The organism is Acidovorax sp. SUPP2539, from assembly GCF_030158975.1.
GTDB lineage: Bacteria > Pseudomonadota > Gammaproteobacteria > Burkholderiales > Burkholderiaceae_C > Paracidovorax.
Window position 1 is genome coordinate 1,256,416 of the sequence record NZ_BQXJ01000001.1, and the last position, 20,475, is coordinate 1,276,890.

The 20,475-nt window shown below is 66.1% G+C and carries 24 protein-coding genes and 1 pseudogene; 16 read left to right on the forward strand and 9 right to left on the reverse strand.

Annotated elements, in window-relative coordinates; all coding sequences use genetic code 11:
• Positions 1-62 precede the first annotated feature (62 nt).
• Entirely contained in the window at positions 63-368 is a 306-nt protein-coding gene (locus tag AVTE2539_RS05715; protein ID WP_013721774.1) for a helix-turn-helix domain-containing protein, read from the forward strand.
• Between the two features lie 63 nt (positions 369-431).
• On the opposite strand, the gene AVTE2539_RS05720 is transcribed toward AVTE2539_RS05715, so the two are convergent.
• Entirely contained in the window at positions 432-746 is a 315-nt protein-coding gene (locus AVTE2539_RS05720; RefSeq protein ID WP_284409451.1) for a DUF736 domain-containing protein, read from the reverse strand.
• A gap of 785 nt (positions 747-1,531) precedes the next feature.
• Between AVTE2539_RS05720 and AVTE2539_RS05725 the strand changes: the two genes are divergently transcribed.
• The 8 genes and pseudogenes from AVTE2539_RS05725 (at position 1,532) to AVTE2539_RS05760 (ending at position 6,556) form a co-directional block, all read left to right on the forward strand.
• Positions 1,532-1,861 (forward strand): ArsR/SmtB family transcription factor, encoded by a 330-nt coding sequence (locus AVTE2539_RS05725; protein ID WP_003116799.1) that lies wholly within the window; start codon positions 1,532-1,534, stop codon positions 1,859-1,861.
• A gap of 13 nt (positions 1,862-1,874) precedes the next feature.
• On the forward strand, positions 1,875-2,345 hold the full coding sequence (locus tag AVTE2539_RS05730; protein ID WP_003107243.1) for an ArsI/CadI family heavy metal resistance metalloenzyme: 471 nt from the start codon (positions 1,875-1,877) through the stop codon (positions 2,343-2,345).
• A 12-nt stretch (positions 2,346-2,357) separates the two neighbouring features.
• Positions 2,358-2,855 (forward strand): arsenate reductase ArsC, encoded by a 498-nt coding sequence (locus AVTE2539_RS05735; protein WP_013721777.1) that lies wholly within the window; start codon positions 2,358-2,360, stop codon positions 2,853-2,855.
• Between the two features lie 10 nt (positions 2,856-2,865).
• Positions 2,866-3,951: an ACR3 family arsenite efflux transporter gene (gene arsB / locus AVTE2539_RS05740; RefSeq protein WP_013721778.1), complete on the forward strand. Its 1,086-nt coding sequence runs from the start codon at positions 2,866-2,868 to the stop codon at positions 3,949-3,951.
• Between the two features lie 17 nt (positions 3,952-3,968).
• Positions 3,969-4,391 (forward strand): arsenate reductase (glutaredoxin), encoded by a 423-nt coding sequence (gene arsC, locus AVTE2539_RS05745; protein WP_013721779.1) that lies wholly within the window; start codon positions 3,969-3,971, stop codon positions 4,389-4,391.
• A 72-nt stretch (positions 4,392-4,463) separates the two neighbouring features.
• A complete protein-coding gene (locus AVTE2539_RS05750) occupies positions 4,464-4,793 on the forward strand; it encodes a PadR family transcriptional regulator (RefSeq protein WP_015014846.1) in 330 nt (109 codons plus the stop codon).
• A complete protein-coding gene (gene chrA / locus AVTE2539_RS05755; protein ID WP_284408815.1) occupies positions 4,790-6,019 on the forward strand; it encodes a chromate efflux transporter in 1,230 nt (409 codons plus the stop codon). The genes AVTE2539_RS05750 and chrA overlap by 4 nt, the downstream gene beginning before the upstream one ends.
• A gap of 17 nt (positions 6,020-6,036) precedes the next feature.
• Positions 6,037-6,556: pseudogene (locus AVTE2539_RS05760) on the forward strand (GNAT family N-acetyltransferase).
• Between the two features lie 207 nt (positions 6,557-6,763).
• Here the strand turns inward: AVTE2539_RS05760 and AVTE2539_RS05765 are convergent.
• From AVTE2539_RS05765 to radC, 5 genes are all read right to left on the reverse strand, one after another.
• Positions 6,764-8,815, reverse strand: coding sequence for a ParB/RepB/Spo0J family partition protein (locus AVTE2539_RS05765; RefSeq protein WP_284408818.1), 2,052 nt, complete (start codon positions 8,813-8,815; stop codon positions 6,764-6,766).
• 78 nt (positions 8,816-8,893) lie between these two features.
• On the reverse strand, positions 8,894-9,718 hold the full coding sequence (locus tag AVTE2539_RS05770; RefSeq protein ID WP_011805831.1) for a DUF932 domain-containing protein: 825 nt from the start codon (positions 9,716-9,718) through the stop codon (positions 8,894-8,896).
• A 708-nt stretch (positions 9,719-10,426) separates the two neighbouring features.
• Complete coding sequence (locus AVTE2539_RS05775; RefSeq protein WP_057386265.1) at positions 10,427-10,705, reverse strand: hypothetical protein; 279 nt, start codon at positions 10,703-10,705, stop codon at positions 10,427-10,429.
• Positions 10,706-10,777: 72 nt separating this feature from the next.
• Entirely contained in the window at positions 10,778-11,128 is a 351-nt protein-coding gene (locus AVTE2539_RS05780) for a DUF2958 domain-containing protein (RefSeq protein WP_130561451.1), read from the reverse strand.
• 286 nt (positions 11,129-11,414) lie between these two features.
• Positions 11,415-11,921 (reverse strand): RadC family protein, encoded by a 507-nt coding sequence (gene radC / locus AVTE2539_RS05785; RefSeq protein ID WP_284408826.1) that lies wholly within the window; start codon positions 11,919-11,921, stop codon positions 11,415-11,417.
• A gap of 382 nt (positions 11,922-12,303) precedes the next feature.
• On the opposite strand from radC, the gene AVTE2539_RS05790 reads away from it, so the two are divergent.
• The 5 genes from AVTE2539_RS05790 to arsN2 are packed head-to-tail and all read left to right on the forward strand — an operon-like array spanning position 12,304 to position 15,540.
• A complete protein-coding gene (locus AVTE2539_RS05790; protein ID WP_057380616.1) occupies positions 12,304-12,633 on the forward strand; it encodes an ArsR/SmtB family transcription factor in 330 nt (109 codons plus the stop codon).
• Positions 12,634-12,645: 12 nt separating this feature from the next.
• On the forward strand, positions 12,646-13,098 hold the full coding sequence (locus AVTE2539_RS05795; protein ID WP_151023888.1) for an ArsI/CadI family heavy metal resistance metalloenzyme: 453 nt from the start codon (positions 12,646-12,648) through the stop codon (positions 13,096-13,098).
• 12 nt (positions 13,099-13,110) lie between these two features.
• Positions 13,111-13,608, forward strand: coding sequence for an arsenate reductase ArsC (locus tag AVTE2539_RS05800; RefSeq protein WP_151023887.1), 498 nt, complete (start codon positions 13,111-13,113; stop codon positions 13,606-13,608).
• 10 nt (positions 13,609-13,618) lie between these two features.
• The gene (gene arsB / locus AVTE2539_RS05805) at positions 13,619-14,713 is read left to right on the forward strand and encodes an ACR3 family arsenite efflux transporter (RefSeq protein ID WP_151023886.1); all 1,095 of its coding nucleotides are present in this window, start codon (positions 13,619-13,621) and stop codon (positions 14,711-14,713) included.
• Entirely contained in the window at positions 14,710-15,540 is an 831-nt protein-coding gene (gene arsN2 / locus AVTE2539_RS05810) for an arsenic resistance N-acetyltransferase ArsN2 (RefSeq protein WP_284408833.1), read from the forward strand. The genes arsB (AVTE2539_RS05805) and arsN2 overlap by 4 nt, the downstream gene beginning before the upstream one ends.
• Before the next feature lie 51 nt (positions 15,541-15,591).
• Here the strand turns inward: arsN2 and AVTE2539_RS05815 are convergent, their stop codons facing one another.
• A complete protein-coding gene (locus AVTE2539_RS05815) occupies positions 15,592-16,755 on the reverse strand; it encodes a PDDEXK nuclease domain-containing protein (protein ID WP_284408834.1) in 1,164 nt (387 codons plus the stop codon).
• Positions 16,752-17,957, reverse strand: a complete 1,206-nt coding sequence (locus AVTE2539_RS05820; RefSeq protein WP_151023883.1) for a tyrosine-type recombinase/integrase — start codon at positions 17,955-17,957, stop codon at positions 16,752-16,754. The genes AVTE2539_RS05815 and AVTE2539_RS05820 overlap by 4 nt, the downstream gene beginning before the upstream one ends.
• Before the next feature lie 249 nt (positions 17,958-18,206).
• On the opposite strand from AVTE2539_RS05820, the gene AVTE2539_RS05825 reads away from it, so the two are divergent.
• Positions 18,207-18,839, forward strand: a complete 633-nt coding sequence (locus AVTE2539_RS05825; protein ID WP_272564201.1) for a DUF6806 family protein — start codon at positions 18,207-18,209, stop codon at positions 18,837-18,839.
• A gap of 67 nt (positions 18,840-18,906) precedes the next feature.
• Positions 18,907-19,422 (forward strand): M48 metallopeptidase family protein, encoded by a 516-nt coding sequence (locus AVTE2539_RS05830; RefSeq protein WP_284408838.1) that lies wholly within the window; start codon positions 18,907-18,909, stop codon positions 19,420-19,422.
• 46 nt (positions 19,423-19,468) lie between these two features.
• Here AVTE2539_RS05830 and murI read toward each other — a convergent pair whose 3' ends face one another.
• Entirely contained in the window at positions 19,469-20,386 is a 918-nt protein-coding gene (murI, locus tag AVTE2539_RS05835) for a glutamate racemase (protein WP_284408839.1), read from the reverse strand.
• Between the last annotated feature and the right edge of the window lie 89 nt (positions 20,387-20,475).

Below are 20,475 nucleotides of genomic sequence, written 5' to 3' on the forward strand. Positions count from 1 at the left end.
TATAGATTGTAGCTCTATAGGGCGCAATGGGCTGTCATCTTGGTTTTCGAGGGAAACCATAGGTGGCGGCTGGGAACTCATTGGCGAAGGCGTTGAAGACAGTTAGAAAGGCCCGTGGCTTGAGCCAGGAAGCCTTCTCTGACGTGTCCAGCCGTACCTATATGAGTACCCTCGAACGCGACCTGAAAAGCCCGACCTTGAACAAGCTGGCCGAGCTGTGCGAGGTGATGGAGATCCACCCGCTCACACTGCTGACGCTGGCCTATGCGGGCAATAGCCCGCACAAGGCCGACGAACTGCTGGCGCAGGTGCGCCAGGAGCTGGAGGCGGTGTTGAAGGAACGCGACGCGGCGAAGCCGCGCGCGTGACGTTGTGATGTGCTGCGACCAGCAGCACAGCGCCCCGCCGCGATGGGCGGGGCGCTGCGGCGGTCACGCCGCCTGGGGCTTGCTGCGCGACCAGATAAGGTCGTGCGTGCCGTCCTCGCCTTCGATCAGGCGGGCATAGACCGGAGCCGGGAACGAAGGATCGTCGAGGGTCACGGACAGGTAATCGCGCCCGGCCTCGCTTGTCTTCTTCCACGCCGCGCCGATGTCGTGGCCGGCGGCCTGGAGGCGGAAGTCGGGGGCGTTCTCGCTGCTGCCCTTGTCGTTGGGAACCAGCTCGGCCTTGACGTTGAGTGTCAGGGTGCGAAGCGTGCCGGTGAAGCCGTCTTTGTCTGCGGTGAAGGTGCCGATGTTGGCCATGATGTTTTCTCCTTTCGGTTGAACAAGGTTCGCGCCCATCGCGTCCTTGTTGTGATCCGGCCGGCAGGGGACGGGCTGGCCGCACCGCTTGCGGTCGAAACGCAGTGGAGAGCCGGGAGGCGAAAAGAATTTGCTGCGCGAGGAAGCCGTGCAGCGGCGGGGAAATTGTTTTCGCCGGACGGTTGCAGCCATGAAGCCCGAGGCGCAGCCGCGCCACCGCCAGGATTCACAACGAGACAAGGACGCCTTGGGTCGAACCGCTCCGAAAGGAGATAGGGCCTGCTCGGCATCCCCGCTCGAAGGCTTCTCCGGCTCGCCCGCTGACGCGGGCGAGGTCAACCCCGCAACGACAGGCGAGAACGCCTCCACCACACCTTGCGGCGCCGGTCTTGAGGCGTGGCGTGGAAGCTCCATAGCGATGCCGGGCGGGTTGTCCGTGAACCGTCCTTCGTGACGTGATGGGCAGGAACTGCCAGCGTTGAGGACGGCACGCACCTGCACAACCTGCCGCAGCAAGCGCCAGCGTGTTCGCCAGCGCCCCGTTCATCGCGGCGGGGCGCTGGACGGGCCGATCCGGCGCAGCCGGTTCGGCCACATCGAGGGGCGCCAAGCTGCGCGCGGCGGGGATAGCCCGCAGGGCTTTCCCCTGGAGGCAAGCGAAGCGCGCAGCGCCGCAGGCGCGAAGGCGTGAGCAACTGTCTTGAAAGTCAAGCCTCGCAAGCGCGCAGGCTCCATTCAATTGAAGCGTTTTGCCAATGATTCAATAAATGTTGTATTATCGAATCATGAACGAGACCCAAGCCATTTCCGCCCTCGGCGCCCTGGCCCATACCCAGCGGCTGCGCGTGTTCCGCGCCCTGGTGGTCGCCGGCCCCGAAGGGCTGACACCCAGCGTCCTCGCCGACCAGCTCGACGTGGCCCGCAACTCCCTGTCCTTCCACCTGAAAGAACTGGCCCATGCCGGCCTGGTCACCATCGAGCAGCAGGGCCGCAACCTGATCTACCGCGCCGACTTCACCCAGATGAATGGGCTGCTCGGCTATCTGACCGAGCACTGCTGCCAGGGCGGCGCGTGCGAGGTCACCGAATCCTCCTCTGCCTGTACTTCCTGCTGAAAGGATCACCCCCATGAAGCGCTTTCACGTCCACCTGCACGTCGATGACCTGAACCGCAGCATCGGCTTCTATTCCCAACTGTTCGCCGCGCAGCCCGCGCGCGTCGAAGGCGACTACGCCAAATGGATGCTCGAAGACCCGCCGGTCAACTTCGCCATCTCCACACGTGGCAACAAGCCGGGCATCGACCACCTGGGTATCCAGACCGACGATGCCGAGGAATTGGCGGTGCTGAAGGCCCGCGCCGAGGCGGCCGACATGACGCTGCTGGACGAGGGCACCACGACCTGCTGCTACGCGCGCAGCGAGAAGCACTGGATCACCGATCCGCAGGGCGTGGCCTGGGAGCACTTCCACACGCTGGGCAACATTCCGGTCTTTAACGAAGCGGCGCCTGCAGCGACTTCCGCCGCAGCGTGCTGTACCCCGGTGCGCGGCAAGCCGGTGGGCGTTGCGGTGAAGCCGGCTTCCTCCTGCTGCTGATGTGAGATACCCATGACCACCGACAAGACCTACAACGCCCTGTTCATCTGCACGGGTAACTCGGCCCGCTCCATCCTGGCCGAAGGCATCCTCAATGAATTGGGCCAGGGGCGCTTTCGCGCCTACTCGGCGGGCAGCCACCCCAAGGGCGAAGTCCACCCACTGGCGCTCGCCACGCTGGAGCGGCTGCACATGCCGACCGCCGGCTACCGCAGCAAGAACTGGGACGAGTTCGCGGCGCCCGGTGCGCCGGAGCTGGATTTCATCTTCACGGTCTGCGACAACGCCGCCGGCGAGGTCTGCCCCGTGTGGCCGGGACGCCCGATGTCGGCGCATTGGGGTGTGCCTGATCCCGCAGCCGTCGAGGGCACCGACGAACAGAAGCGCAAGGCATTCACGGATGCGGCGCTGACCTTGCGCCGGCGCATCGAGCTATTCCTGTCGCTGCCGATGCAACGCCTGGATGCCATGTCGCTGCAGCACGAGCTGCGCAGCATCGGCACGAAGTGAGGTCTGCGCGATGAGTGTTGGAACCCAAACGGCCAGCCGCGTGCCGGCCGCCCCCACCATGAGCGTCTTCGAGCGCTACCTGAGCGTGTGGGTACTGCTGTGCATCGTCGCCGGTATCGCGCTCGGCCAGTTCGCGCCCAGCGTGTTCCATGCCATCGGCCGCATGGAGATCGCGCAGGTCAACCTGCCGGTGGGCCTGTTGATCTGGGTGATGATCATTCCCATGCTGCTCAAGGTGGACTTCGGCGCTCTCGGCCAAGTCAAGCAGCATTGGCGCGGCATCGGCGTGACGCTGTTCGTCAACTGGGCCGTCAAACCCTTCTCGATGGCGCTACTCGCCTGGATCTTCATCCGCCAGGTCTTCGCGCAGTGGCTGCCCTCCGACCAGCTCGACAGCTATGTCGCGGGCCTGATCCTGCTGGCCGCCGCACCCTGCACGGCAATGGTGTTCGTCTGGAGCCGGCTGACCGGGGGCGATCCTGTGTTCACGCTGTCGCAGGTGGCGCTGAACGACACCATCATGGTCTTCGCCTTCGCCCCAATCGTGGGCCTGCTACTGGGCTTATCGTCCATTACGGTGCCGTGGGACACCTTACTGGTATCGGTCGGTCTGTACATCGTGATTCCGGTCATCCTGGCCCAGCTCTGGCGCCGCGCGTTGCTGAGCAAGGGCCAAGCCGCCTTCGACCGGGCGCTGGAGCGCATCGGCCCTCTGTCGATCGCGGCGCTGCTGCTCACGCTGGTGCTGCTGTTCGCCTTCCAGGGCGAGGCCATCATCCGCCAGCCGCTGGTGATCGCCATGTTGGCGGTGCCGATCCTGATCCAGGTGTTCTTCAACTCCGGGTTGGCCTACTGGCTCAACCGTCGGCTGGGCGAGCAGCACAACATTGCCTGTCCCTCGGCGCTGATTGGTGCCTCCAACTTCTTCGAGCTGGCCGTGGCCGCCGCCATCAGCCTGTTCGGCTTCCAGTCCGGCGCGGCGTTGGCCACCGTGGTCGGCGTGCTGATCGAGGTACCCGTGATGCTGCTGGTCGTGCGCGTGGTCAACCGCTCGCGCGGCTGGTACGAATGCGGCCCGAACTCCGCCACCCGATAACCAACCAGGTCACTCCCATGAGCACCGTCACGATCTACCACAATCCCGACTGCGGCACCTCGCGCAACGTGCTGGCCCTGATCCGCAACAGCGGCGAGGAGCCCACGGTCATCGAGTACCTGAAGACCCCGCCCGATCGGGCGACGCTGATGGTGCTGATCGCCGCAATGGGCGTATCGGCGCGCGCCGTGCTGCGCGAGAAAGGCACGCCCTATGCCGAACTGGGCCTGGGCGACCCGCAGTGGGGCGATGACCGGTTGATCGACTTCATGCTCCAGCATCCCATCCTCATCAACCGGCCCATTGTGGTCACGCCGCTGGGCACGCGCCTGTGCCGGCCTTCGGAGGCGGTGCTGGACATCCTGCCGCAGCCGCAGCGCGGCGCGTTCCGCAAGGAAGACGGCGAAGCCGTGGTGGATGCGGAGGGTCGCAGGGTCTGAAGACCTCCCGCACAAGCGGCAGGCAATCTGAAGTGAGGCTGGTATTATCGAATTTCGTTATCGATATTCGATATGAAAGAGAAACCTACTCCACGTGCCATGGAGCACCACGACCTGCTGTCGGGGCTGATCCGCCTGCATGTGCTGCACCACGCAGCCGAGCAGGAGATCTACGGGCAATGGATGATCGACGAGCTGGCCCACCACGGCTACCGCCTCTCCCCCGGAACGCTGTACCCGATGCTGCACAAGATGGAGCGCGACGGCTACCTCGTCTCCCGCCAGGAGCGTGAAGGGCGCACCGTGCGCAAGCTCTACACGATCACGCCCAAGGGCAAGGAAGGCTTGGCGCTGGCCAAGGACCGCATCCGGGAGTTCACCGGGGAGGCGATGCACAAATGACAGATTCCACCAACACCTTGCAGCATGAGGCCGCTGCCGCGCGCGGCTCACCCGTCGAAGTCTTCGGCGCCTTCCTCAAGCTGGGGCTGACCTCCTTCGGCGGGCCGATCGCGCATCTGGGCTATTTCCGCTCGGAGTTCGTCGAGCGTCGCCGCTGGCTGGATGACCGCAGCTACTCCGATCTGGTCGCCCTGTGCCAGTTCCTGCCGGGGCCGGCCAGCAGCCAGGTCGGTATGGCGCTGGGGTTGGGCCGCGCGGGCTGGCTGGGGCTGCTGGCGGCCTGGGCCGGATTCACCTTGCCATCGGCGATTGCGCTGATCCTGTTCGCCTTTGGCATCGCCGAGTACCAGGGGCTGGCCCAGTCCGACTGGGTGCACGGGCTCAAGGTCGTCGCCGTGGCCATCGTGGCGCAAGCGGTCTGGGGGATGGCCAAGTCGTTGTGCCCGGACCGGCCGCGCGCCGCGCTGGCCATTCTGGCGGCGCTGCTGACCATGGTCCTGCCCTCGGCCGCGGGACAGCTTGCCGCCATCGCGGTGGCAGGGCTGCTGGGCTGGTGGACATTGAAGATCGCGCAACCCGGCGGCGGCCACGCCCACAGCTACCCCGTCTCGCGCAAGCTGGGCATCGTGGCGCTGCTGCTGTTTGCCGCACCGCTCGTCGGGCTGCCCCTGTGGGCGGCAGCCACGGACTCGTCCACGATAGCCCTGCTGGAAGGGGTGTACCGCTCCGGTGCACTGGTCTTCGGCGGTGGACACGTTGTGCTGCCGCTGCTGCAGGCCTCGGTGGTGCCCAGCGGCGTCGTGAGCAATGCCGACTTCCTGGCCGGCTACGGTGCGGCGCAGGCCGTGCCGGGGCCGCTGTTCACTTTCTCGGCCTACCTCGGCGCGGTCGCCCACGGACCGCTGCATGGCTGGATCGGCGGGCTGGCACTCCTGGGCACGATCTTCCTCCCCGCTTTTTTCATGCTGGTCGGTGCACTGCCGTTCTGGGAAGGGCTGCGCCACCGCGCGGGCATCCAGACGGCCATGGCCGGCATCAACGCCGGCGTGGTCGGTATTCTGGTGTCCGCCCTCTATGACCCGGTATGGACGAGTGCCATCCACAGCAAGGCGGATTTTGGGCTGGCGCTGCTCTCGTTCGGACTGCTGAGGGTGGGGCGCGTGCCGCCGGCGCTCGTGGTGCTGTTAGCCGGGCTGGTGGGCTGGGTCATGGCGATGGGCGTCTGAATCTCATGTGGCACACCCTGACCATCCAGCTCCGACACGAAACCGCCGACGACATTGCCGCCATCGAAGCGGTCACGACCGCCGCCTTCGCTGATGCACCACACACCAGCCACACCGAGCAATTCATCGTGCGCGCCTTGCGTGCCGCCAACGAACTGACGCTTTCCATCGTGGCCGAAGAACATGGGCGCGTCGTCGGTCACGTCGCGCTGTCGCCAGTAACGATCACCCATGAGCACAGGCGAAAGACCGAGGGCTGGTATGGGTTGGGGCCGATCTCCGTCCTGCCGCCAAGGCAGGGGCGAGGCATCGGTTCGCGCCTGATGGAACAGGCGCTGTCTGAACTGCGGGCTATGCAGGCCGCAGGCTGCGTGCTGCTGGGAGATCCAACGTACTACACGCGCTTTGGCTTCCAGGCCCATGCGGGCTTGCAACTGCCGGGCGTGCCGCCCGGCTATTTCCATGGCGCTGGCCCTGCATGGGACAGTGCCGGAAGGCATCGCGCACTACAGCGATGCCTTCAACGCCGCCGCCTGAGCCAGCGCGAAGGCGGCGGCGTTTTAATTCGGCTATTGGCCTTAAACACCGGGCGCGGCCACTGTCGCACCCGGATTTCGCGTCCACCGCGCCCAGGGCGGAACGGCCTGGGCGCGGTGCTGATCGCGGTTATTCCTTCGTCTCGATGCGCCACCACACAAAGCGAAGCGCCCCGGTCGAGGCCGGGGCGCTTGCCTTCGGCGCGGGTCAAGCGGCCAGTGCCTCGGCAGGTTCATCCGCCATTGCTTCGGTATCGTCCGGTGTTTCCTGCTCCGGGCCTGCCTCCTGCGCGGCATCCTGCGGGCCTTCGGCCTTGAAGATGGCGGGCATCCAGCCCTTGCCATCGGCCAGCCGCTCGGCTTCGCTGGCAATATCGGCCTTCTTGAGCTTCGCCAGTCGGGTGACGGATTCCGGTGCAAACGCGCCCACGGCATCCAGAATCACGGCCTTGGAAACGTGCTTGAAGTAGCCTTCTGCGGTTGGCTTCCACCATGCGGCCATGTCGAGGCCGACGGCCTGCGCCAGTTCCTCGCCGGGTTGCTGCACCGTGGCGCGAGGCGTCACCACGTCCACCGTGGAAGCCACGCACACGGCCAGCAGGCGCACCAGTTCGTCTTGCGACTTCGCCAGCAGTGCGGCGAACAGTTCGGCGCTGTCCTCCGGCAAGGCTTCGCCCGCCACCTGTTGCAGCTCGCGCAGCGCCACGGCGGCGGGCGATTCCGGCCAGTCCGAGGCCATGCCTTCCAGCTGGTCTTGCAGTTTCAAGCTCACGCCCAGCGGCAGGTCGTGGCCGTAGTGGCTTTCCTGCAAGACGGTCTGCACCATGCCATGCACCAGCGCGGCCAGCGCGACGTGTGGATGCCGGGCCACTTCGATTTGCAGCGCGGCGGTGCGGTGGGCGCTCAATCGCTGTGCCAGCCGGTCGGACACGCTCGCGGCCTTGGGCGCGTCGTCGGCGTCCTCGTGCTCGTCGTTGGTGGCTTCGACTTCGGTGCTGCCGAAACCGCGCCGCAGCTTTTCCAGCGTGCGCAGCGCCTTCGCCTCGGCTTCGCGCAGCAGGCCGCGATGAATGACGGCTTCGCCGTTGCGGTCGATGGTGACGATGGCACCGGCCACCTCGCGCACATCGGGGGCATAGCCGTGCAAGGCGTCCTCCGCGTCTTGCAGTTCGCCGACCACCTGATCGCGACGCTGTTCCAGCTTCTCGGCCTTGGCCTCGTCCTCGGCGTCGCAAGCTTCTTCCAGTTCGGCGTCGATCTTTTCGAGGCGGGTTTCCAGCGAGGCGATGCGGCGGGCCTCGCGGGTGGTCGGCTCGCGGCGGTGGCGCGGGGCGTTCTGGAACGCCTGCCGTTCCTCGTAGGCCAGATGCGGTACGGCCTCCACCCATGCCCAGCCCTCGGCGCGCACGTCCTCGGCCAGCGTTGCCAGCTTGTCGCGCACCAGCGTTTCCAGCACTGCGGTATCGGTGAGGTAGGTTCCGGCATCGCCTTCCGCGAACAGGTCGCGGCGGATGCCGCCGCCTGCCTGCTGGTAGGCGTCCAGCCCGACGAAGCGCACCAGCGCGTGCGTGGCGTCGATTTCGCGCTCGGTCAGGCGCTCGCGCAGCTTGGACGGGCTGCGCTGCCATTCCGGCGCACCATAGAACGCCGCTTCCTGCGCGGCGTGGTCATCGGTGATGGTCAAGGCCATCAACTGTTCCAGCGTCACGCCACCGGCCCGGTAGTCGGCCATGAGGCGCGGCGAGACGTTCGCCAGCTTCAAGCGGCGCTGCACCACCAGCGGGGACACGCCGAAGTCGGCGGCTATGTCCTCGATGGGTCGGCCTTCCTTGACCAGCGCGGCGAAGGCCGCGAACTGGTCGGCGGGGTGCATGTTCTCGCGCTGCACGTTCTCCGCGAGGCTGACGGTACGGGCGGACGCATCGGCCACCAGCAGGCACGGCACTTCGTAGTCGGTAGGGATGCGCTTCTTCTTCGCCAGCAGCTTCAAGGCGGTCAGGCGGCGGTCGCCTGCCACCACCTCGTAAGCCTCGCCATCGGTGGAAAGGATGACGATCAGGTTTTGCAGCAGGCCGATGCGGGCAATGCTCGCGGCCAGTTCGGGGATGGACTGGCGCGGGGTCGTGCGGACGTTGCGCTTGGAGCGGCGCGGCAACAGTTGCGACAGCGGAACCAAGATCAGGTTCTTGGTCGGGTCTGCCACTTCCAGCGGTGCGGCGGCTTCGATGGCGACGGTTTCGGTTTTGAGTACGGCGTTCATGGTGATAACTCCTTGCGGTTGGGATGCAGCAGCGAGAGAAGCGGCAAGGGCTGCTGCCTGCCCCTGCCGCGTGGGGATTCAGGCTTTCAACTGGCGCAGGCCATCGGCCAGCAGCCACAGGGCGCGATTGAGGCGCACGCTTTGGTCGATGCCCTGTACGGGCCGGGTGGTCTGGCGGCGGCCATTCGCGGCGCGGGCGGACAGGCCGCCTTTGGTCAAGTTCTCCTGCGTGCGGTTGAACACGCTCCACAGGTCGCGGCGGTCGTCGTCATGGCGGCGCGGCATCAGGATTTGCGATTCCGTGATGGGTGCAGGCTTGTCCTCGTCGTACTTCAACGCCAGCGCAGCGCGGGCGAACACTTCCGATTCCCCTGCGTCCAGCGTGATGGCTCGCATGGCATCGCGCGATTCCTGCGCCCGGTCGAAGCCGTGCAGGACTTCGTAAGCGCCTTCGATGACCTGCGCCGCCACGTCGCCCTTGTGCGGCACGCGCACGTCGGCCACGGTGTCGCCGCAGACAAGGCCATTGCTGCAAACGAAGCGGAACATCCCGGCCAGCATCTGATAGCTGCTGGTGCCGTCATGGGAGTTCAGCAGGATGATTTCGTTGGCCTCGCGGCCGTTGATCTGGCTGGCGTGGCGCAGCCGGATCATGTGCTTGGTGTAGTCGCGGCGGTCGTCGTGGCGCACGCGGGTCTGCGTCACCATGAAAGGCTCGAAGCCTTCTCCGCGCAGTTCTTGCAGCACGGTCGCGGTGGGGATGTAGCTGTACCGCTCGGAGCGGCTTTCGTGCGGGGCGTCCGCGAAGATGGACGGGGCCACGGCCCGGATTTGGTCGTCGGACAAGGGGCGTTCCGAACGCAGCACCGGGGAACGGGAAGCGAAGCGGGATGCGAGTTGCATGGCATTTCTCCTGACAAAGAAAAAAGGTTTGCTGTTCACCGCACACCGGATTCCTAGATTCGGAGCCCAGCCTTTCGGCTGTTTGGTGCGGTCGGCACGAGGAACCCGGTTGGCCCTGTTGCCACCGTCTTTCCTGAGTTCATCGCCCGCGACGGTCAGGAGCGCGCGAACGAGGGCCGTCAAGGAGGCAAGCGCAGGGTTGGTGCGGCCCGCAGGCGCAGCCGAGGACACGGCCCTGCGCGCCTTGACGGCACACGGCCGCGGGCTACAGTCGCGGACAAGGTGATGAAGTCAGGGGAGACGGCTGGACATGGCAACGGCCCTCCAACACGCTGACCGCACGGCAAGCGAAGCGCGCAGGCCCGAAGCTGGAAGCCGGGCCGGAGGCGTCAGCCGAGCGGAGCGAGGGAACGATGGAAGCCCGGAAGGGGCGAGACGCCGCAGGCGGCTCGATGCGCAGCGCGCACGACAGCGCGACCGGCCATGTTTCTTGGCCGGGGACGCACAGCCTTCAATGCTCGATGCACAAGCTCATGCGCCGGTCATGGGGAAGCGTGTTCGACAGCGACTGCTGCGGTCTGGCCGATCCGGCGCAGCCGGTTCGGCGGTCTTTGAGGGGCGCCAAGCACCGCGCGGCGGGGATAGCCCGCAGGGCTTTCCCCTGGAGGCAAGCAAAGCGCGCAGCGCCCCGCAAGGGGCGCGTAGGCATCACGCCGAGTCGTCAGGGCGCAGGCTGGATTCCAATACCGGCATCCACGGCGATGACGAGTCCAGCAGGTAGCGCGCACCGCGCGCGTACAGACCCGACAGCCCGGTGGGCTGGTAGAACCCGGTGACGCGGCGGCGGAACTGTGCGCCGTACTCGTTGGTGTAGATCACCGCGTCGCCGATCTTGAAGCGCAAGGGCTGGCCGTTCTCCGGCGCGAACGGTTTGAGCGCATCGTGCTGCGCGGTGATTTCGATGATGTAGTCGTGATGGCTGCTCATGGCATGGATCTCCTTCGATGGTCGAGAAAGCACAAAGCACAAGGAGCGCCTTGCGGCGCTCCCAAGGCCAGGTCAGACAGCGATCCGCCCGGCCAGCCGCGCATCGCGCGCATAGACGCTCAACCGCTTCTCGGCGCGGAAAGACAGGTCGCGCTCGATCGGCAGGCCCAGCCCGCCGCGCACCGTCGCCAGCTCGCCCAGGCTGACCCAGCCGATTTCCGGCGCCCCCAGGCCCAGGTCGCAAAGACCAAAGGCGTGGTCGTGGTCGTCGGGATCAATCTCGGTCAGCAGCCAGGTCGCGCCGGCGTCCGGCGTGAACAGCTTGACCACGGGGGCCGGATCGAAGTCCGGGTTCTCCAACGATTCGCGGCCGTTGGCCAGCAGCACGACGCGCTGCTCGTCAGTAATGAGTGCGTTGTTCATGGTGAACTCCTGAAAGGATGCCGGGCGGAATTGCCCGACCCTTCCGGGGCACGGCGCAGCGCAAGCAGTCAGGGGTCGCAGACGGCCGCCAGGACGCAAGCGCGCATGGCGCGCGCCGCCCTTGACGGCGAGAACGCCGTGGCACGATGAAGGGAACAGCAAGACCGCCTCCCTCGCACCTCCACGCAGTCCCGTTTTCGGCAAGTGCGCAGCACGCGTAGGCCCGCGAGGGCCGGAGTTGCGCCGCCGGGCGCAGCAAAAAAAAGGGGGCCGAAGCCCCCAAGGGTCAAAGCAGGCCGCGCTCGGCGAATGACGTGGTACGGCTTCCCGCGACGATGATGTGATCCAACGTGCGAACGTCCACCAGCGCCAGCGCCTGCCGAAGCTGCGAGGTCAGCGCCTTATCGGCCGCGCTCGGCTCGGGGTTCCCGCTCGGATGGTTGTGCGAAACGATGACCGCCGCCGCATTGAGTCGCAGCGCCTGCTTCACTACCTCGCGCGGATGCACCTCGGCGGCGTCGATCGTGCCGTGGAACATCTCCACGTAGTCGATCAGCCGATGGCGCGTGTCGAGGAACAACACCGCGAAGACTTCGTGCTCGAAGCCGGCCAGCTTGGCGCGCAGGTAGTCCTTCACCGCCTCCGGCGAAGTGAACGCCTCGCCGCGCTGCATCTTCTGTTCGATGACCTGGCGCGCGGCTTCCAGAATCTGGTCGGCGTCCGCCAGCCGATAGCGCCCACGGCCATCGCGCACCATCAGCGGGGTGTCGAGAGTGAGGGTCAGTTGCGACATGATCGTGCTCCGGTTGCTCGGGCGGAATTGCCCGGAACCGGTGCCAGCACGGCGCAGCGCAAGCAGTCAGGGGTCGCAGACGGCCGCCAGGACGCAAGCGCGCATGGCGCGCGCCGCCCTTGACGGCGAGAACGCCGTGATACGGTGAAGGGAACAGCAAGACCGCCCACACCCGCCCACTGCACACAGTCGGCTTTTGGGGCAAGCGGAGCGCGCAGGCCCGAGAGGGCCGGAGGCGTCAGGGGTCAAAGCCGAATGGCCGCGATTCGGCACGAAGCGCGGGGCGTAGCCCGCGAACCCGACGGCGGCACGCCGGGACGCCATGAGGTTCTGTTTGCTAGCTCCTTGCACAATGATTCAATAAATGTTGTATTATCGAACCATGAACGAAGATCAAGCCGTTTCCGCCCTTGGTGCCCTGGCCCATACCCAGCGCCTGCGCGTGTTCCGCGCCCTGGTGGTCGCCGGCCCCGAAGGGCTGACGCCCAGCGTCCTCGCCGACCAGCTCGACGTGGCCCGCAACTCTTTGTCCTTTCACTTGAAGGAACTGGCCCACGCCGGCCTCGTCACCATCGAGCAGCAAGGCCGCAACCTGATCTACCGCGCCGACTTCGCGCAAATGAACAGCCTGCTCGGCTACATGACCGAGCACTGCTGCCAGGGCAGTGCGTGCGAAGTCACCGAATCCTCCTCTGCCTGCAAGTCCTGCTGAAAGGAAATCCCCATGAAGCGCTTTCACGTCCACCTGCACGTCGATGATCTGAACCGCAGCATCGGCTTCTACTCCCAACTGTTCGCCGCGCAGCCCGCGCGTGTCGAAGGCGACTACGCAAAGTGGATGCTCGAAGACCCGCCGGTGAACTTCGCCATCTCCACGCGCGGCAACAAGCCGGGCATCGACCACCTGGGCATCCAGACCGACGACGCCGACGAACTCGCTACGCTGAAGGCCCGCGCGCAGGCCGCTGACATGGCGCTGCTCGACGAAGGCACCACGACCTGCTGCTACGCGCGCAGCGAGAAGCACTGGATCACCGACCCGCAGGGCGTGGCCTGGGAACACTTCCACACGCTGGGCAACATCCCCGTCTTCAACGAAGCGCCCCAGCCTGCGCCCGGCGCCGCCGCGGCGTGCTGCGCGCCGCGTTCCGCGAAGTCGGCTACTTCCTGCTGCTGACGCGAGGCGCGCATGACGACAGAAACCACCTATAACGCCTTGTTCATCTGCACGGGCAATTCGGCCCGGTCGATCCTCGCCGAAGGCATCCTCAACGCATTGGGCCAGGGGCGCTTCCGCGCCTGGTCGGCGGGCAGTCATCCGAGAGGCGAAGTGCATCCCTTGGCGCTCGCCACGCTGGAGCGCCTGCATCTGCCGGCGACCGGCTACCGCAGCAAGAGCTGGGACGAGTTCGTGGCGCCGGATGCGCCGGTGTTTGACTTCATCTTCACCGTCTGCGACAACGCCGCCGGAGAGGCGTGCCCGCTCTGGCCGGGCAAGCCGGTGTCGGCCCATTGGGGCGTGCCCGACCCAGCGGCCGTCGAAGGCACGGAGGAACAGCAGCGCAAGGCGTTCACGGACGCCGCGATCACGCTGCGCCGGCGCATCGAACTGTTCCTGTCGCTGCCCCTGAAAAGCCTCGATGCCATGTCCTTGCAGCGCGAGCTGCGCGACATTGGCCGCCAGTGAGGCCGGCGCGATGACCGCAGGAACCGATACCGCCGGCCGTGCGCCGGCGGTGCCCGCCATGAGCGGCTTCGAGCGCTACCTGACCGTGTGGGTGCTGCTGTGCATCGTCGCCGGCATCGCCCTGGGCCAGCTTGCGCCCGGCGTGTTCCAGGCCATCGGCCGCATGGAAGTGGCGCAGGTCAATCTGCCGGTGGGCCTGCTGATCTGGATCATGGTGATCCCGATGCTGCTCAAGGTGGACTTCAGTGCGCTGGGCCAGGTCAAGCAGCACTGGCGCGGCATCGGTGTCACGCTGTTCGTCAATTGGGCGGTCAAGCCGTTCTCGATGGCGCTGCTGGCGTGGATCTTCATTCGCCAAGTCTTCGCCGAGTGGTTGCCGGCCGACCAGCTCGACAGCTACGTGGCCGGCCTGATCCTGCTGGCCGCCGCGCCCTGCACGGCAATGGTGTTCGTCTGGAGCCGGCTGACGGGCGGCGATCCGGTGTTCACGCTGTCTCAGGTGGCCTTGAACGACACCATCATGGTGTTCGCCTTCGCGCCCATCGTAGGGCTGCTGCTGGGCCTGTCGGCCATCACGGTGCCGTGGGACACGCTGCTGGTGTCGGTGGTGCTCTACATCGTCATCCCGGTCATCCTCGCGCAGCTCTGGCGCCGCACGCTGCTGCGCCGGGGCCGGGCCGCGTTCGATCAAGCCCTGGAGCGCATCGGCCCGCTGTCGATCGCGGCCTTGCTGCTGACGCTGGTGCTGCTGTTCGCCTTCCAAGGCCAGGCCATCCTGCAACAGCCGCTGGTCATCGCCATGTTGGCGGTGCCCATTTTGATCCAGGTGTTCTTTAACTCCGGCTTGGCCTACTGGCTCAACCGCAAGGTGGGCGAGAAGCACAACATCGCCTGCCCCTCGGCGTTGATCGGCGCGAGCAACTTCTTCGAGCTGGCCGTGGCGGCGGCCATCAGCCTGTTCGGCTTCCATTCCGGCGCCGCGCTGGCCACCGTGGTCGGCGTGCTGATCGAGGTGCCGGTGATGCTGCTGGTCGTGCGCGTGGTCAATCGCTCGCGCGGCTGGTACGAACAGGCTCCGCGCAACGCGGCAAGGCATTCAGCATGAGTACCGTCACGATCTACCACAACCCGGACTGCGGCACGTCGCGCAACACGCTGGCGCTGATCCGCGCCAGCGGCATCGCGCCCACGGTCATCGAGTACCTGACGACGCCGCCTGACCGCGAAACCTTGAAGGCTCTGATCGCACGGATGGACATGGGCGTGCGGGACGTGCTGCGCATCAAGGGCACGCCTTACAAGGAACTCGGGCTGGATGCTGCCCATTGGAGCGACGACGAACTGATCGACCAGATGCTGGCGCATCCGATCCTCATCAATCGGCCCATCGTGGTGTCGCCCCTGGGCGTACGCCTATGCCGGCCCTCGGACATGGTGATCGAACTGCTGCCGCAGCGGCCGGCGGGCGAGATTCGCAAAGAAGACGGTACGCCGCTGCTGGTGGATACGCCGACCGCGGGCAACGACACAGGCCTCATCATGGCTTTGCAGGAGGCCGGACTTCCCACGGACGATCTGACCGAACCGGGGCGCGGCTTCTTTGCCTATGCCACGGTGACAGGCAAGCGCGTGGGCTACGGCGGCTTCGAGCGGATGGGACGGGATGTGCTGGTGCGCTCCCTGGTCGTGCTGCCGCACGCGCGCCAGCGCGGCATTGGTGGCGGCATCCTCGCGCTGCTGCTACGCCGCGCCTTCGACGAAGGCGGGCGCGACGCTTGGCTGCTGACCACGACGGCAGCGCCGTTCTTCGAGCGCCAGGGCTTCAAGCCGGTGGAGCGCACAAGCGCACCGGCTTCAGTGCTGGCGACGCGGCAGGCTGCGAGCTTGTGTCCTGCCAGCGCAGCGTTGCTTAGGCGGCCGATTCATTTGTAGCGCAGGCTGGTGCAGCCGCGGAACCCGACGGCGGCACGCTGGGACGCCCAGCTATTGCGGGAGCTTCCTGGGCTGTTTCGCCGCGCGCGATTCCAGCAGGCGCCGCGTGGTTTCCAGCTCCTTCTGCAACAGTTCGGCATCCGGCAGCACGGTGCGGTAGTTCGCCGCCATCACCTTCGTCGGTAAGCCTTCCAAGGCGTACCGCGCCAGCGCGTGGCCCTTATCGGCGCAGAGGATCAAACCCACGGGCGGGTTTTCATCGGGATAGGCCCAATGCTCCTTGGCGTAGTTGCAATACATGTGCATCTGGCCCACGTCCGCATGGGTCAGGCTACCCAGCTTCAAGTCGATGATGACCAGGCAGCGCAACCGCCGGTGGAAAAACAGCAGATCCACCCGATACCACGTTTGGTCGATGCGTAAGCGCCGCTGCCGGCCGACGAAGGTGAACCCTTCGCCCAGTTCCAGCAGAAAATCCTCCAGCCGCTGGATCAGGGCCGCTTCCAGATCGGATTCGGAATACTCGTCCTTGAGGTTCAGGAACTCCAGCACATACGGGTCTTTGATCGCATCGTCCGGCCCGACGGCATCCTCCGGCCTGGGCGCAGCGCCCTTGACCAGCATCGCCGCCTTGTCCTTCGACAAGGCCGTGCGCTCGTAGAACTGGCTGCCGATCTGCCGATCCAACTGGCGCACGCTCCAGCCGCCGCGTAGCGCCTCGGCCTCGTAGAAGCGGCGGGCGTGCTCGTCCTTGACCGACAGCAGCCGCACGTAGGCCGACCACGGCAACGTGAACACCTGCGCCAACTCGCCCAGGGCCAATTTCCGAGACGCTGTCTCGGATTTCTCGGCAGGCAATCCGTCCCCCGATTTCCGAGACAGTGCCTCGGAAATCACCGGCCGGGGATAGGCGGCGAAGAACCGCCGCATGTTCTCCAGGTTGTCCGGGCTGAATCCGCGCCCGAAGCGGGCGGTCAGGTCGGCGGACAACCGGACGATCAACTGTTCGCCGTACCCTGCGCGCCGTTCGCCCTGTTGCTCGGCCTCCACGATGCGGCGACCAATCTCCCAATAGCTGGCCGTCATCAGCGCATTGACGCTGCGCGCCGCCGCCTGGCGGGCGGCATCGAGCAGTTCCACGATGCCGCCGTGGATGCCGGCGTAGCCGGCAGGCACGGCAGCGCCTTTTACTGCTTTGGGCGTCCGGGCGCTCATGCCGTGGCCTCCTGGGGCTGGCGTTGCCGCGCCTTCGTGATGGTCTGGCGCCGGGTCGCCACCAGCTCGGCCGCCTGGCGCACAGGATCGTCCTCGGTGTGGACATAGCGCATGAACATCGCCACGGTCTTGTGCGCTGTCAGCGCCATGCCGACCTTGAGCGGCACGCCCGAATTGGCAATGTCCGTCGCCGAGCGGTGGCGGATGCCGTGGGTGCCGACCTTCGGCACACCGGCACGGTCAAGGATGCGCCGCCACGCCTGATAGTAGGAGTGGGGGCTTAGCGGCTTCTTGTGATCGAGGATCGCAGGGCAAACGTAGGGCGAATCGCCATAGTGGGGGGCACTCTCCAACAGGCGGCGAGCCTCGGCGCTCAGGGGCTTGGACATATCGCCGGTCTTGCTGTCCGGCCATACCACCCGGCCGTTGGGCAGGTCGAGCCAATCCCATTGCAACAGCAGGATTTCCGACATGCGCGCCGCGAACTCGAATTGCAGCCGGACGGCCAGCAGGTGGATGGGATGTTCCAAGCCCTCGGCCTCGGCCTTCTCCAGATAGGCGAACAGCTTGGTCATCTGGTCGTCGGTAATGAGCCGGGTCGAACCCTTTTCCGGGTACTTGGGGACGTGACGGCAGGGATTGGAGCCATCGGGCCGGTAGCCCCACAGTTCGGCCAGGTTGAACATCTTGCGGACGAGCGACAGCACGCGGTTGGCTTGGGTGGGCGACTTCTCCATGCGCTTCATCAGCGCGGTAATGTCGTTGCGCGTGACCTCGTGAGCCTTCTTGCTGCCGAAGGCCGGGATGACGAAGCTGTCGATCTGGTACTGGTAGCCGGCCTGCGTGCTGGGCTTGTTGTGCGGCTTGGAGTGGTCGTCCATGAACCGGCCGCACAGCTCCTTGACCGTCGGCGCCTTGCGGGCTTCGGCCTTGTCGAGTCCGGGATCGCCCCCGCGCCGGACTTCGGCCAGCCAGTCTTGCGCCAGCGATCGGGCCTGTTCGACCGTCAGCTCGCCGAACTGGCCGATTGCCGGCTTGCGCCGCACGCCGGAGTTCGTGCGGTACTGAACCATGAATACCTTGCGGCCGGTTGGTGTAACCTTGCACAAGAAGCCCGGAACGAGCGTATCCCGGAGTTCCACGTCGCAGGTTTGCGCCTGCGCCGTGTCAACGACGGACTTGGTGAGTTTGATCTTTGCCATGAGGTGCTCCTGAAAGGCCCCGATTCCAGGGGCCGGCTAGGAGCCAGGCGGAGGAGAACCGGGGCGGTTTGCATCGCGCACCGGGATATGATCGAAGGCATTGGTCTGGCGGAAAACCTGCTACAGCAAGCCACATCCAAGTCCAGCGTTAGCCCGGTGCGGATGTCATGCTCTGGCTTAAAATCCGCCGCTTCCTGAAAAGGGGCGTGCCGGTTCGACCCCGGCTCGGGGCACCACTACGATTCGATCATGTCAAGTTACAACGCTCCCTTTGAAATCCATGTCCACGGCCAGGTGCAGTTGCGGGCCGATACGGGGTTCGACCAGTTGCAAGAGGCTTTGAAGCCGCTCTGGAAGTACGCCGGGGCCCGTTCCTTGGCCGATGGTGCGGCGAGCGCCTATGAGGAAGAGCCCGGCATCCAGTTCGACGCCAAGGAGCACACCCTGCAAATCTGCTGGACGGTGCGTGGCGACGAAGACTTCCGCCAGTCGCTCGACGAGATGTGCATGAGTCTCAACGAGTTGTCGGAGCAGGGCGCGGCCATCGAGGTCACGTTCTACGACACCGACTTCGACGAGGACGAAGAGGATGACGGCACCGAAGCGCGTGACGACTTCCTCATGCTGTTCGTGGGCCCGACCCCCGCGGCCATCATGCAGGTGCAGCGCGATCTGCTCGTGCAGGATGTCGTGAACATGATGGAGCGCCACTTCGACGGCGCCGAACTGGGCGGCGTGGTGGCCGAGATCGACAAGCTGTTCTCTCAGCGTTTCGATGCCCTGGTGAACTCGCTGGAGATCGGCAAGCCGCCACGCGGCAGCGGCGGTTCCGGTGGTGGCCATGGTGGCAGCGGCGGGCGCCGTCCCCGCCATCTGCACTGATAGCGCACGCATCTTCTCGAAACACCCGGTGGCCTTTCATCCAGAGGCGGCCAGCGGATTGCGACCGATGGCGATTGAACTGCCTTACCTTCGTGCGTACCCGGATGCCTTGCAGGATCAGGTGCGCACGCTCATCGCCGAAGGGGGCTTGGCGGCCCTGCTGCAGCGGCGCTATCCCCAGGCACATGCCGTGCGCACCGACAAGGCGCTGTACCAATATGCCGCCGACCTGAAGGCGCAGCATCTGCGCAAGGCCGATACGGTGCAGAAAGTGGTGTTCGACAGCAAGATCCATGTGGTGCGGCACGCGCTGGGGCTGCACACCTCGTCGGCGCGCGTGCAGGGCGGGCGCCTGACGGCACGGCACGAGATCCGCATCGCCTCCATGTTCAAGCAGGCACCGGAAGAGTTTCTGCGCATGATCGTCGTGCACGAATTGGCCCACTTGCGCGAGAAGGACCACGACAAGGCCTTCTACCAGTTGTGCGAGCACATGGAGCCCCGCTACCACCAGTATGAGTTCGATACGCGTTTGTATCTGACCCACATCGAGCATGCGGGTGAGCGCCTCTGGGGCGTCTGACGGTTGTTGCGTCTGCTATTGTTTTTGTAGCTAGACGCCGGGAAATTTATTGCGCCAGAGCCCGATTGGCTTCATGAGCCATTGCACCTGCACCATCCGCCGGCACGGTGGCCGTGCTGCAGCATCGGGCCGGTAGCTGCAGCCAGCGCTGGGCTGCGGCCTGCAGGGGCAGCAGCGAGCCCGTGGTGATCAGTTGCATGCGGTCGCATGCGGCGGGGATCTCGTCGCCGGGGTCCGCGAGGAGGCCGGTCGCCTGCAGCAGGCGGCGGGTTTGCCTGGCAACCGGCTCGCCGGTGTCCACCAGGCGCACCGCCGGGCCGATGAGGGCGCGCAATTCTTCTTCGGCGAACACATAGTGGGTGCAGCCCAGCACCAGGGTGTCGATGTGGCCTGCCGCGGTGCCGAACGTGCCCATGGCGGCGATGTAGCGCGTGCACAGTTCGCGCACCTCGGAGGATTCGGCGGCGTCAGGCACCGCATGTTCAGTGCTGCGTTCGATGGCGTAGGCCAGCCCGTCGCAGGGCTGCACCACGAATTCGGCCTGCGATTGCAGCGACCCCAGCAGCAACGCGAACTTGCCGCTGGTGAGCGTGCCCCGCGTGCCGATGACGCCGATGCGCCCGGTCTGGCTGAGCGCCACCGCGGGCTTGATGGCCGGCTCCAGGCCGACGAGAGGCAGGTCCGGGCATTGGGTCCGGACCTCGTGGATGGCGGCGGCGGTGGCCGTGTTGCAGGCGACCACCAGCGCCTTGATGCCATGTGCCGCCTGCAGGTAGCGGGTGATAGCGTGGGTGCGCGCGGCGACATAGGCGTCGCCCCGCTCGCCGTAGGGCGCGTGGCCACTGTCCGCCAGGTAGAAAAAGCGCTCGTGCGGCAGTTCGGCCTGCAGCGCGCGCAGCACGCTCAGGCCGCCGATGCCGCTGTCGAACACACCGATGGGGCGTTGCTGCGAAGTGGGCGTCATGCGTGCCTTGGTGCCATGTGAACGGAAAAATCAGAAAACTCCGGCGGCCCCAGCGGCTGCTGGGCCGATCCGCGGCCCGGGGCCGCCAC

What these genes read in the sequence shown, in the direction of transcription:
- AVTE2539_RS05820 (WP_151023883.1), bottom strand. Translation starts at nt 17,957, where the DNA reads ATGGCAAAGATCAAACTCACCAAGTCCGTCGTTGACACGGCGCAGGCG.
- chrA (WP_284408815.1), top strand. Translation starts at nt 4,790, where the DNA reads ATGACAGATTCCACCAACACCTTGCAGCATGAGGCCGCTGCCGCGCGC.
- AVTE2539_RS05765 (WP_284408818.1), bottom strand. Translation starts at nt 8,815, where the DNA reads ATGAACGCCGTACTCAAAACCGAAACCGTCGCCATCGAAGCCGCCGCA.
- AVTE2539_RS05800 (WP_151023887.1), top strand. Translation starts at nt 13,111, where the DNA reads ATGACGACAGAAACCACCTATAACGCCTTGTTCATCTGCACGGGCAAT.
- arsN2 (WP_284408833.1), top strand. Translation starts at nt 14,710, where the DNA reads ATGAGTACCGTCACGATCTACCACAACCCGGACTGCGGCACGTCGCGC.
- AVTE2539_RS05815 (WP_284408834.1), bottom strand. Translation starts at nt 16,755, where the DNA reads ATGAGCGCCCGGACGCCCAAAGCAGTAAAAGGCGCTGCCGTGCCTGCC.
- AVTE2539_RS05735 (WP_013721777.1), top strand. Translation starts at nt 2,358, where the DNA reads ATGACCACCGACAAGACCTACAACGCCCTGTTCATCTGCACGGGTAAC.
- AVTE2539_RS05780 (WP_130561451.1), bottom strand. Translation starts at nt 11,128, where the DNA reads ATGAACAACGCACTCATTACTGACGAGCAGCGCGTCGTGCTGCTGGCC.
- AVTE2539_RS05720 (WP_284409451.1), bottom strand. Translation starts at nt 746, where the DNA reads ATGGCCAACATCGGCACCTTCACCGCAGACAAAGACGGCTTCACCGGC.
- AVTE2539_RS05730 (WP_003107243.1), top strand. Translation starts at nt 1,875, where the DNA reads ATGAAGCGCTTTCACGTCCACCTGCACGTCGATGACCTGAACCGCAGC.
- AVTE2539_RS05775 (WP_057386265.1), bottom strand. Translation starts at nt 10,705, where the DNA reads ATGAGCAGCCATCACGACTACATCATCGAAATCACCGCGCAGCACGAT.
- arsB (WP_013721778.1), top strand. Translation starts at nt 2,866, where the DNA reads ATGAGTGTTGGAACCCAAACGGCCAGCCGCGTGCCGGCCGCCCCCACC.
- arsC (WP_013721779.1), top strand. Translation starts at nt 3,969, where the DNA reads ATGAGCACCGTCACGATCTACCACAATCCCGACTGCGGCACCTCGCGC.
- AVTE2539_RS05825 (WP_272564201.1), top strand. Translation starts at nt 18,207, where the DNA reads ATGTCAAGTTACAACGCTCCCTTTGAAATCCATGTCCACGGCCAGGTG.
- AVTE2539_RS05795 (WP_151023888.1), top strand. Translation starts at nt 12,646, where the DNA reads ATGAAGCGCTTTCACGTCCACCTGCACGTCGATGATCTGAACCGCAGC.
- radC (WP_284408826.1), bottom strand. Translation starts at nt 11,921, where the DNA reads ATGTCGCAACTGACCCTCACTCTCGACACCCCGCTGATGGTGCGCGAT.
- AVTE2539_RS05790 (WP_057380616.1), top strand. Translation starts at nt 12,304, where the DNA reads ATGAACGAAGATCAAGCCGTTTCCGCCCTTGGTGCCCTGGCCCATACC.
- AVTE2539_RS05770 (WP_011805831.1), bottom strand. Translation starts at nt 9,718, where the DNA reads ATGCAACTCGCATCCCGCTTCGCTTCCCGTTCCCCGGTGCTGCGTTCG.
- AVTE2539_RS05830 (WP_284408838.1), top strand. Translation starts at nt 18,907, where the DNA reads ATGGCGATTGAACTGCCTTACCTTCGTGCGTACCCGGATGCCTTGCAG.
- AVTE2539_RS05725 (WP_003116799.1), top strand. Translation starts at nt 1,532, where the DNA reads ATGAACGAGACCCAAGCCATTTCCGCCCTCGGCGCCCTGGCCCATACC.
- murI (WP_284408839.1), bottom strand. Translation starts at nt 20,386, where the DNA reads ATGACGCCCACTTCGCAGCAACGCCCCATCGGTGTGTTCGACAGCGGC.
- AVTE2539_RS05750 (WP_015014846.1), top strand. Translation starts at nt 4,464, where the DNA reads ATGAAAGAGAAACCTACTCCACGTGCCATGGAGCACCACGACCTGCTG.
- arsB (WP_151023886.1), top strand. Translation starts at nt 13,619, where the DNA reads ATGACCGCAGGAACCGATACCGCCGGCCGTGCGCCGGCGGTGCCCGCC.